General features: G+C 72.4%; 8 protein-coding genes and 1 pseudogene. 6 read left to right on the top strand and 3 right to left on the bottom strand.

The annotated features are described in order from the left end of the window. Positions 1-161 precede the first annotated feature (161 nt). From G3I42_RS37350 to G3I42_RS03770, 3 genes are all read left to right on the top strand, one after another. A complete protein-coding gene (locus tag G3I42_RS37350; RefSeq protein ID WP_343244445.1) occupies positions 162-698 on the top strand; it encodes a SigE family RNA polymerase sigma factor in 537 nt (178 codons plus the stop codon). A gap of 981 nt (positions 699-1679) precedes the next feature. After that, the gene (locus tag G3I42_RS03775; protein WP_164282420.1) at positions 1680-3329 is read left to right on the top strand and encodes a long-chain fatty acid--CoA ligase; all 1650 of its coding nucleotides are present in this window, start codon (positions 1680-1682) and stop codon (positions 3327-3329) included. Positions 3330-3480: 151 nt separating this feature from the next. After that, a complete protein-coding gene (locus G3I42_RS03770; protein WP_164282419.1) occupies positions 3481-4239 on the top strand; it encodes an FCD domain-containing protein in 759 nt (252 codons plus the stop codon). 87 nt (positions 4240-4326) lie between these two features. On the opposite strand, the gene G3I42_RS03765 is transcribed toward G3I42_RS03770, so the two are convergent. After that, positions 4327-6096 carry an L-lactate permease gene (locus G3I42_RS03765; protein ID WP_164282418.1) on the bottom strand — a complete coding sequence of 590 codons (1770 nt, stop codon included), beginning with the start codon at positions 6094-6096 and terminating at the stop codon, positions 4327-4329. A gap of 346 nt (positions 6097-6442) precedes the next feature. On the opposite strand from G3I42_RS03765, the gene G3I42_RS03760 reads away from it, so the two are divergent. Genes G3I42_RS03760 through G3I42_RS03750 form a run of 3 tightly spaced genes read left to right on the top strand, consistent with a single transcriptional unit; the run spans position 6443 to position 9533 of the window. Further along, positions 6443-7264, top strand: coding sequence for a (Fe-S)-binding protein (locus tag G3I42_RS03760; RefSeq protein WP_164282421.1), 822 nt, complete (start codon positions 6443-6445; stop codon positions 7262-7264). Next, positions 7261-8880, top strand: a complete 1620-nt coding sequence (locus tag G3I42_RS03755) for a LutB/LldF family L-lactate oxidation iron-sulfur protein (RefSeq protein ID WP_239096244.1) — start codon at positions 7261-7263, stop codon at positions 8878-8880. Before G3I42_RS03760 ends, G3I42_RS03755 begins: the two co-directional genes overlap by 4 nt. Further along, a complete protein-coding gene (locus G3I42_RS03750) occupies positions 8877-9533 on the top strand; it encodes an LUD domain-containing protein (RefSeq protein WP_164282417.1) in 657 nt (218 codons plus the stop codon). Before G3I42_RS03755 ends, G3I42_RS03750 begins: the two co-directional genes overlap by 4 nt. 232 nt (positions 9534-9765) lie before the next feature. Here G3I42_RS03750 and G3I42_RS03745 read toward each other — a convergent pair whose 3' ends face one another. Continuing rightward, the gene (locus tag G3I42_RS03745; protein WP_164282416.1) at positions 9766-10278 is read right to left on the bottom strand and encodes a hypothetical protein; all 513 of its coding nucleotides are present in this window, start codon (positions 10276-10278) and stop codon (positions 9766-9768) included. A gap of 66 nt (positions 10279-10344) precedes the next feature. Beyond that, a pseudogene (locus G3I42_RS03740) lies at positions 10345-10976 on the bottom strand (response regulator transcription factor); the annotation flags it as partial.

Raw genomic sequence — 10976 nt, 5'->3', positions numbered from 1 at the left:
GCCCGTCCACGCCCCGCCCGTCCCGCACCACCGCGGACCGGGACCGTGCCGCGGCCCGCACGCTCGCGGACCACGCGGCGACGGCCCGCACGACGGAGACCCGCAGGACCGAGGCCCGTACCGCCCCGGAGCAGGCTCCGGCGCCCGCGCCTCAGCCCCGCGTGGGGCGAGGCCGCGCCCGCTCCCCCCGTACCGCCCCCGCCCTCCCGCTCACCTTCGAGTCCTACGTGCGGGCCCGGGGAGCGGGACTGCTGCGGACCGCGCGCTCGCTCACACCGAATCCGTATGACGCGGAGGACCTGCTCCAGACCGCATTGACGAAGACGTACACCGCGTGGGAACGGATCGAGGACCACGGCGCCGTGGACGGGTACGTGCGCCGGGCGCTCGTCAACACGCGGACGTCGCAGTGGCGCAAGCGGCGTGTCGACGAGTACTCGTGCGCGGAACTGCCCGAGCCGGAGCCCGTGCCCGTGACCGATCCGGCGGAGGCGCAGGCGGTGCGGGATGCGATGTGGCACGCGGTGCTCAGGCTGCCGGCGCGGCAGCGGGCGATGGTCACGCTGCGGTACTACGAGGACCTGAGCGAGGCCCAGACGGCGGAGGTGCTCGGCGTCTCCGTGGGAACGGTCAAAAGCGCCGTCTCCCGCGCCCTCGCCAAACTCCGAGAGGACCACGAACTGGTCCTGATCCGCTGAGCCTTGACCGGCGCGGGGGCCTGGGCTCCCGGGGGCCGGGCGGCCCGAGACGCTGCCCGGCCCGAGACGCCCGCTCCCGGCTTCCGCCCGCCTCGCCCGGGAGGCCCGCATCCAGCCCGGGCGTCTGCTCACGCAGTTCGCCCCGGACGGCGCGCTCCGCCCGGGCGTCTGCTCGCGGTGCCCGTACCCGCGCCGCGCTCGCGCTCGGCCCGCACGTCTGCTCGGGGGGTCTGCGCCTGGCCCAACCCATCACTCCGCCGCCCGCGCCCAGCAAGGGCACTGCCTGCCCGCTCACGGCACCCGCCCCGGCAAGCGGGCCCTCACCCGCTCGCCCTGCTCACTCTGCCGGTGTCCGCCTCGTGCCCCGTCGGCCCGGGCCCTCTGCTGTACGCGGACCGGTACTCGCCGCTCGACATCCGCCGACCCCGTGCCGCGCCCTGCCTCCTGACCCCGTGCTGCCCGTTGATCCCTTAACACCGCGCCGCTCGCGGCGTACCCAACCGGGCTCCGCCTCTCCCGGGGCGCTGCTCAGGTCGCTGCACGCGCACTCGCGCCGCACCGGGTGTGGCCCGGTCCACGCTCTGTCTCTCCACCGCCCTCACACTCTCCCGCGCCCCCCGCGCTCCGCCCACCCGGCGCCGCCTCGCTGCGCCCGCATCTGCCCCGCCGCCGCGCCCCGCGCGCCCGCGTCTGTCACGCCGCCGCGCCCGCTCCCCGCTCCGGCCCGTCCAGTTCGCGCCCGCCCCGTCACCATCACCACCCACGCGAACCGCCCCGCCCCCCTCACCGCAAGCCCCCACAACCGCCAGACACCCCCCGTCTTCGCATGTCCCGTGAATCGATCGGCTGCCGCTAGTGACATACCGCGTGGTATGTGCGCAGAATCGGGCCACGACCCCCACGGGGCGCCACATCCCCCACGGACCGTTGAGACGACAGAGCCGTTGCCTACAGGCGCGTAGCGCCCATCGGGAGGACGCCGTGCTGAGCACGATGCAAGAGACCCCGCTTCTGATCAGCAGGATTCTGGAGCACGGGCGGAGGATTCACGGACGATCCACCGTGACGACGTGGACCGGCGAGGCCGAGCCGCACCGCCGCAGCTTCGCCGAGATCGGCGACCGTGCCGCCCAGCTCGCCCACGCCCTGCGCGAGGAACTCGGCGTCACCCGCGAGACCGTCGTGGGAACGCTCATGTGGAACAACGCCCAGCACGTCGAGGCGTATCTCGCGCTCCCGTCCATGGGCGCGGTCCTGCACACCCTCAACCTCCGCCTGCCCGCCGCCCAGCTCGCCTGGATCATCCGGCACGCCGAGGACAAGGTGATCATCGTCAACGGCACGGTGCTGCCGCTCCTGGCGCCGCTGCTGCCGCGACTGCCGCAGGTCGAGCACGTCGTGGTGTCCGGCGCGGGGGACCGCTCGGTGCTCGACGGGGCCGGGGTGCGCGTCCACGAGTACGAGGAACTGCTCGCGGGCCGTCCGACCACGTACGACTGGCCGGAACTCGACGAACGCGAGGCCGCCGCGCTCTGCTACACGTCCGGCACGACCGGCGATCCCAAGGGCGTGCTCTACTCGCACCGTTCGGTCTACCTGCACTCGATGCAGGTCAACATGACGCAGTCGATGGGCCTCACCGACCGCGACACGAGCCTCGTCGTCGTCCCGCAGTTTCACGTGAACGCTTGGGGACTGCCCCATGCGACCTTCATGACCGGCGTCAACATGCTCATGCCGGACCGCTTCCTCCAGCCCGCGCCGCTCGCCGAGATGATCGAGACCGAGCGTCCCACGCACGCGGCGGCGGTGCCGACGATCTGGCAGGGGCTGCTCGCCGAGCTGACGGCGAAGCCGCGCGACGTCAGCTCGCTCGGGCAGGTGACGATCGGCGGTTCGGCGTGCCCGCCCGCGCTCATGGAGGCGTTCGACCGGCTCGGGATGCGGGTCTGTCATGCCTGGGGCATGACCGAGACCTCGCCGCTCGGCACCGTGGCGCGCCCCCCGGCCACCGCCGAAACGCCGGAGGAGGAGTGGCGCTACCGGCTCACGCAGGGACGTTTTCCCGCCGGGGTCGAGCCGCGGCTCATCGGCCCGAACGGGGACGTACTGCCGTGGGACGGGGAATCGGCCGGTGAGCTGGAGGTGCGCGGCTCGTGGATCGCCGGCGCGTACTTCGGCGGCAGGGGCCAGGAGCCGGTACGGCCCGAGGACAAGTTCAGCCCGGACGGCTGGCTGCGCACCGGCGACGTCGGCGTCATCTCGGAGGACGGCTTCCTCACCCTCACCGACCGCGCGAAGGACGTCGTGAAGTCCGGCGGCGAGTGGATCTCCAGCGTGGCCCTGGAGAACGAGATCATGGCGCACCCGGACGTCGCCGAGGCGGCGGTCATCGCGGTGCCGGACGAGAAGTGGGGCGAGCGCCCGCTCGCGACGGTCGTCCTCAAGGAGGGTGCCGCGGCGGGCCCGGCCGAGCTGCGCGCCTTCCTCGCGGAGCGCGTCGCGAAGTGGCAGCTCCCCGAGCGCTGGACGGTGATCGACGCGGTGCCGAAGACGAGCGTCGGCAAGTTCGACAAGAAGGTGCTGCGGGCGCGCTACGCGGAGGACGGGCTCGACGTCACGGTCCTGTGAGGCACGGGGGCACGGGGGCACGGGGGCACGGGGGCACGGCCCCCCGCCACCCCGCCCCCCGGTGCCGCACCTCACCCCCCACAGGTCCGACCATTTCCCCCGTGTGACATAGATTGGAGATCTCACGTCGGTTCCTGTCGGGGAGGTGCGCATGGCCGCGGAATGGCGACCCGTGCGGCAGGCGCGTACCCATGAACTGGTTCTGGAGAGCATCGAGGAACAGGTGCTCGCCGGGCAGCTCAAGGCCGGCGACCGGCTGCCCCCGGAACGTGAACTCGCCCCGGCGCTCGGTGTCTCGCGCTCCGCATTGCGGGAAGCGCTGCGGGTGCTGGAGACGATCGGCGTGCTCGTCGCCCACTCGGGGCGCGGTGCCGATGCCGGCGCCAGGATCGTACGGAACCCCGACGACGCCCTCGGCCGTCTGCTCCGTATCCACTTCGGCCTCGGCAGCTACCGCCTGGAGGACGTTCTGGAGGCCCGCGTGGTCCTGGAGCGGTCGAGTTTCGAGGCGGCCGCGCGGCAGGCGACGCCCGAGGACCTCGACGAGGCGGCCGACATGCTCGCGCGGCTGCGCGCACCCGGCATCGAACCGGCCGAGTTCAATGAACTCGACACGGCCTTCCACGTCGCGATAGCGCGCTCCTCCGGCAACCGGCTCGTCTCCACGCTCACCGCCGCCGTGCGCGAGTCCGTCCGCCCCCTCATCCTGCGCGCCCTCGAAGCGGCCGAGGACTGGCCCGCCACCGCGGCGGCCCTCAACGCGGAGCACGCCGAACTGCTCCGCCTCGTCCGCGCCGGGGAAGCGACGGCAGCGGCCGACCTCGCCGAACGCCACATCCGCGGCTTCCACGGCACGCTGGTGACGAACGAACCGGCCGGGCCGGAAGCCGACACGAACGGCGAGCCGTAAACGACAGTTTCACGTGAAACATGGCGGGGACCCCCGACTCCTGGGGGTCCCCGCCATGTTTCACGTGAAACAACAGCCGCCGCTACCTCACGGCAGCATCCACGACAGCACGGACGTGGACTGGAGGTAGACCAACACGCACAGCGCGAGCAGCATCGCGAGGCTGTACTTGGCGACCTTGCGGAGCAGGATGCGCTCACTGCCGGGCTCCTCGACCGCCGTCGCGGCGATCGTGAGGTTCTGCGGGCTGACGAGCTTGCCGACCACGCCGCCGGAGGAGTTGGCGCCGACGAGGAGCGTCGGGTCGATGCCCGCCTTGTGCCCGGCCGTCTGCTGAAGGGTCGCGAAGAGCGCGTTGGCGGAGGTGTCGGAGCCGGTGACGGCCGTGCCGAGCCAGCCGAGGATCGGCGAGAGGAAGGCGAAGGCGCCGCCCGCCGCCGCGAGCCACGTACCGATCGCGACCGTCTGGCCCGACTGGTTCATGACGTAGCTGAGCATGAGCACGGTCGCGACCGTGGCGATGGCGCCGCGCATGTTGACGATCGTGCGCCCGGCGGTGAGCACGCTGAGCTTCGCCGACATCGGGTACTGGTCCTTGTCCTTGACCAGGCTGAAGACGATCGTCACGAGGATGCCCGAGATGATCAGCAGCGTGCCCGGGTTGGAGAGCACTTCGAGCGAGTAGATCGGGCTCGTCGACGGCTTGCCGTCCGAGGTGAGGATCTCGCCGTACAGCCCCGGCCACTCCCACTTGATGTTCGCGACGCTCAGGAGATCGGGCATGTCCAGCCCGCCGACGTTGATCTTGGCGATCGCGAAGATGGCGATGACGAGGACGTACGGGAGGACGGCGAGCGTCACGCGGCGCGCGGGCAGCCGCTCCGCCTCGACCTGGGAGCGCTGGTCCTCCGGCGTGCGCGGCTTCCACCAGCGCAGCATCAGCACGCCCGCGGCGAAGCCGGCGAGGGAGGCGACGACATCGGTGAGCTCGTAGGCGAAGTGCGCCGAGCACCAGTACTGGGCGACGGCGAAGACGAGGCCGACGACGACCGCGACGGGCCAGAGCTGACGGAGTCCGCGCTTGCCGTCGACGAGGGTGAGGAGCAGCAGCGGTACGAAGAGCGCGAGGAGCGGGCTCTGCCGCCCGATGACCGCGGCGATGTCCTCCGGCGGGAGGCCGGTGAGGTTCCCCGCCGTCGTGACCGGGATCGCCATGGCGCCGAAGGCGACGGGCGCGGTGTTCGCGACGAGCACGGTGATCGCGGACTTGAGCTTGGGCAGGCCGAGCGCCATGAGCATCGCCGCGGTGATCGCGACGGGCGCGCCGAAGCCGGCGAGCGCTTCGAGCAGGCCGCCGAAGCAGAAGGCGATGAGCATCGCCTGAATACGGAGATCGCCGCGCCCGACCGCGTTGAAGCACCGCCGCAGGTCCTCGAAGCGGCCGCTGACGACGGTCAGTTCGTAGAACCAGATGGCCGCGACCACGATGAGCATGATCGGGAAGAGGCCGTTGAGCAGGCCCTGGCTCGCGGAGAGCAGGCCGAGCTGGACGGGCATGCCCATCCCGAGGATGCCGACGAGCAGCGCGGTGACGAGGGCTCCGAGGGCCGCCTGGAGGGCGGAGCGGCGCACGACCATGAGGAGCACGAAGAAGACCGCGAGCGGGACGAGCCCGAGCAGTGCGGTCCCGGCGAGGTTGCCGCCGATCGCGTGCACGTCCGGGGTGTACGAGGCCAGGGAGAGGCCGGACGTCGCGGTGCCCGGCGCCGGGGGACCGGGCACGGCCGGTTCCGGGGCCGGGGCACCGAAGGCGGGGCCGGCGCCCGTGGCCGCGAGGGCCGTCAGCAGGGAGGCCACAGGATGCTCCTCATCGAGTCTGTGCGCCGCCGAGCCCGCCATACCGCCCGGTCGGCATCCGCGGACCGGGCCGCCGCCGTTCGGGGCAGGCGGCAGCCGGTCGCTCGCGCGTCATGGGGGACGAGGGGCGTCGGGTGTGGCTGGAAGTGAACTATCGAGTAGTAGCGCACCCCGTGAAGTCTCATGTCAATAAGGTCGGACCAAAGTGTTGTCGACCACTCATCGTCGATGCTCGTGTCCGCGTGCTCCCTCTTCGGGTTCTACGGCGGTATGGTCGGACCGTAAATTGTCCACACTGCCCACGTACGGCACCGCCCGGGTACGGGCCGCTTACGGGAAGGTCCTCATGCGCATCGGACTCTTCGCCACCTGCCTCGGCGACACGATGTTCCCCGACGCCGTCTCCGCGACGGCCGTGCTGCTCACCCGGCTCGGCCACGAGGTCGTCTTCCCGCCCGGGCAGACCTGCTGCGGGCAGATGCACGTCAACACCGGCTACCAGCGCGAACCGGTCCCCCTCGTCCGCAACTTCGCCGAGCAGTTCGGCGACTCCTCGCTCGACGCGGTCGTGATGCCCTCCGGCTCCTGCGTCGGCTCCGTGCGCCACCAGCACGAGATCGTCGCCGAGCGCTACGGCGACGCCGCGCTGCGCCAGGGCGTCGCGACCGTCAAGGCGAAGACGTACGAACTCTCCGAGCTGCTCGTCGACGTGCTCGGCGTGACCGAGGTCGGCGCCTGGTTCCCCTACCGCGTCACGTACCACCCCACCTGCCACTCGCTGCGGATGCTGCGCGTCGGCGAGAAGCCGCTGAAGCTGCTGCGCGCCGTCGAGGACCTGGACCTCGTCGAGCTGCCCGAGGCCGATTCCTGCTGCGGCTTCGGCGGCACCTTCGCCGTCAAGAACGCGGACACCTCCTCGGCGATGCTCGCGGACAAGGTCGGCAACGTCACCGGGACGGGCGCCGACGTCTGCACGGCGGGCGACTCCTCCTGCCTCCTGCACATCGGCGGCGGCCTCTCCCGCATCCAGGCCGGTACGCGCACCCTCCACCTCGCGCAGATCCTCGCCTCCACCCGTACCACCCCGCACGTCCTGCCGGGCGTCCCGGCCACCACGGGCGCGACCCCCGCCGGCGCCCTCGCCACCACCCCGGAGGTGACCCGATGAGCACGACGTTCCTCGGTCTGCCCAGCGCCCCGCCCCGCGCCCCCTACGGCGCGGGCAATCTGCGCGGCGACAAGAAGTTCCCGAAGGCCGCGCACACCGAACTCCAGAACCCCCAGCTGCGCGGCAACCTTCGCAACGCGACGCACACGATCCGCGCCAAGCGGCTCGCGGTCACCGCCGAACTCCCCGACTGGGAGCCCCTGCGCGACGCGGGCTCCGCGATCAAGTCGGACACCCTCAACCGCCTCCCCGAACTCCTCGAAGAGCTGGAGGAGCGGGTCACCGCGCGCGGCGGCACCGTCCACTGGGCGCGCGATGCCGTCGAGGCGAACGAGATCGTCACCCGCCTCGTGCGCGCCAAGGGCAGCGAGGAGGTGATCAAGGTCAAGTCGATGGCCACGCAGGAGATCGGGCTCAACGAGCACCTGGAGGCCGAGGGCATCACGGCCCACGAGACCGACCTCGCCGAGCTGATCGTCCAGCTCGCCCACGACAAGCCCTCGCACATCCTCGTCCCCGCGATCCACCGCAACCGCGAGGAGATCCGCGAGATCTTCCTCAAGGAGATCCCCGGCGTCGACCCGGAGCTGACCTCCGTCCCCGCCGAACTCGCCGCCGCGGCACGCGCCTACCTGCGCGAGAAGTTCATGACGACGAAGGTCGCCGTCTCCGGCGCCAACTTCGGCATCGCCGAGACCGGCACGCTCGCCGTCGTCGAGTCCGAGGGCAACGGCCGCATGTGCCTGACGCTGCCCGAGACGCTCATCACCGTCATGGGCATCGAGAAGGTCCTGCCGAGCCACCAGGACCTGGAGGTCTTCTTCCAGCTCCTGCCGCGCTCCTCGACCGGCGAGCGCATGAACCCGTACACCTCGCTGTGGACCGGCGTGACCGAGGGCGACGGGCCGCAGGAGTTCCACCTCGTGCTCCTCGACAACGGCCGGACCGCCGCGCTCGCCGACAAGATCGGCCGCGAGGCGCTGCACTGCATCCGCTGCTCGGCCTGCCTCAACGTCTGCCCCGTCTACGAGCGCGCGGGCGGCCACGCCTACGGATCGACCTACCCGGGCCCGATCGGCGCGGTGCTCACCCCGCAGCTCGCGGGCATGGACGCGGCCAAGGACGACCCCAACGCCTCGCTGCCGTACGCGTCGAGCCTGTGCGGGGCGTGCTTCGACGCCTGCCCCGTGAAGATCGACATCCCCTCGCTGCTCGTCGAACTGCGCCACCAGAAGACCGAACAGGCGGGCACGACGGCGGAATCGCTCGCGATGAAGGCGGCGGCGGCCGTCATGGCCCGCCCGGGCCTCTACACGAGCGCGCAGCGCGCCGCCGGGCTCGGGCGCGTCATCGCCGGCCGCGACGAGAAGATCAAGCACTTCCCGGCGCCGTTCAACGGCTGGAGCGACAGCCGCGACACCCCCGCCCCGCCCAAGCGCAGCTTCCGCCGCTGGCTCGACTCGCCGGAGGGCCGCGAGGCGCTGAGCGCGGCGAAGGCGGAGGGCGAGGCGTCCCGTACGGCGGCCGAGGCGGCCGGTGCGTCCGCCCGCGCCGACACCGAAACCCACGACGACCACGGCGACCACGGCGACCAGGACAAGGGCGAGAAGGCATGAGTGAGACCACCACCGCCCGTACGGGCAACGCGCGCGAGACCGTCCTCTCCCGCGTCCGGGACGCCCTCGCGCTCGCGCCGAAGGACCCGGTGACCGTCCCGCGCGCCTACCGTACGGGCCGTACGCTCCCGGACGCCGAGCGGCTCGCCCTCCTGACCGACCGGCTCCTCGACTACAAGGCATACGTGCACCCCTGCACCGCCGCCGGGACCGCCGCGACCGTCGCCGAGGTGCTCCGCGCACGCGCCGCCCGCCTCGTCGGCGTCCCCGCCGGGCTCGACCGCGCCTGGCTCGCGGACTTCGACGGCGAGCTGCGCGCCGACAGCCCCGACGTCCCCGCGCCCGCGCTCGGCGGGCTCGACGGGGTCGTGACCGCGTCGGCCGTGACCTGCGCCGAGACCGGCACGATCTTCCTCGACGGGAGCGCCGACCAGGGCCGCCGCGCCCTGAGCCTCGTCCCCGACCTGCACGTGTGCGTCGTGGACCTTTCGACCGTCACCGTCGGGGTCCCCGAGGCCATCGCGCGCCTCGTCCCCGGCCGTCCCACCACGCTCATCAGCGGCCCCTCCGCCACCTCGGACATCGAACTCGAACGCGTCGAGGGCGTGCACGGACCGCGCACGCTCGACGTCGTCATTCGCACAGACGTCTGAGATCGTCCCGGAGTGCCGGAAAGGGGTGAATCCAGCGCGGATTCGCCCCTTTCGTGTGAGTGGCCGGGGTGCGAGTTGACGCGGATGCCCGCCCGCGAGCCACCTCCAGGCGGCATGCACGCCCGCCACCGAGGCCGCCGACACGACGCCCGCCACCGGAGCGGCGGCCTCCCGCTCGTCGTGACCGCGCCCGCCCGTCGGTGCCGTCGAGCGGGAAGCGGCTCACCGCGGCTCACCCTGCGGACCCCGCGGGCACATCCAGCTCGGCCCCGTCACGGAACCGGAATCCCAGGGCGTGGACGAGCGCGAGGACCAAGTCCTCCGCCAGCGGATCGCACTCGGCCACCAGGGCGGCCCCGAGCGCCACCGGGTCCGGCTCAAGACCGGCCTCGCGGGCCCAGGCCGCGGCTCGCTCACCCGCTTCGGCCGCATCGCCGATCCACTCACCAGGGATGCCGTAGTCCCGCGCCATCTCCGGCGACAAGGCGCACCCCCATGTCAGGCCGTCAGGACTCCCTGCCCGCACCGTGACGAAGTCGCTGTCGACCACATGACAGACCAGGACGGGAGCGCGCGTCTCGCTGATGATCGAAGAGTCGGGATCAGCAATCGGGCACGCTTGCAGGATCTGCCACTCGCCGTCACGCGCCCACCACAGCGGCGCGGTGTCCGCCGCCCGCATCGCCGTCAGACCTGTCAGCGGCCGTTCGGCCCGCGCCACGATGAAAGACCCCGAGAACCCCATGGCCGAGAACCGTAGCCGCGACCACTGACACCGCCGATCGCCTGGCCAAGGCTGTGCGACGGGCCCCTAGTTCGTCCCGATCTTCGCCAGCAGGTCCACGATCCTCGTCTGCACTTCCTCGCTCGTCGAGCGTTCCGCGAGGAAGAGGACCGCCTCGCCGGTCGCGAGGCCCGCCAGTTCGCCCGGGCCCATGCCCGGCGCCGTGTAGACGACGAGCGGGGTGCGGTTGAGCTGGCCGTTCGCGCGCAGCCAGTCGATGATCCCGGCGCGGCGCCTGCGGACCTGCATGAGGTCGAGGACGACGAGATTCGGCGGCACCTGGCTCGCGGCGGCGACCGCCTGCGCGTCGTCGGCGGCCCGCGTCACCTGCATCGCGCGCCGTTCGAGCGCGGCCGTCAGCGCGCCCGCCAGCTCGTCGCGCTCCTCGACGAGGAGGACGCGCGGCGGGTGCTGCTCGCTGTCGCGCGGTGCGAGCGCCTTGAGGAGCACCGCGGGATCGGCGCCGTACGCCGCCTCGCGCGCCGCCGCCCCGAGCCCCGCCGTCACGAGGACGGGCACCTCCGCGGCGACGGCCGCCTGCCGCAGCGACTGGAGCGCCGTGCGCGTGATCGGGCCGGTGAGCGGGTCGACGAAGAGCGCGGCCGGGAAGGCGGCGATCTGCGCGTCCACCTCGTCGCGCGAGGAGACGACGACAGGGC

Origin of the sequence: Streptomyces sp. SID11385, assembly GCF_010548245.1 — a bacterium.
Classification (GTDB): Bacteria; Actinomycetota; Actinomycetes; order Streptomycetales; family Streptomycetaceae; genus Streptomyces.
This window is presented reverse-complemented; position numbering and strand designations above follow the sequence as displayed.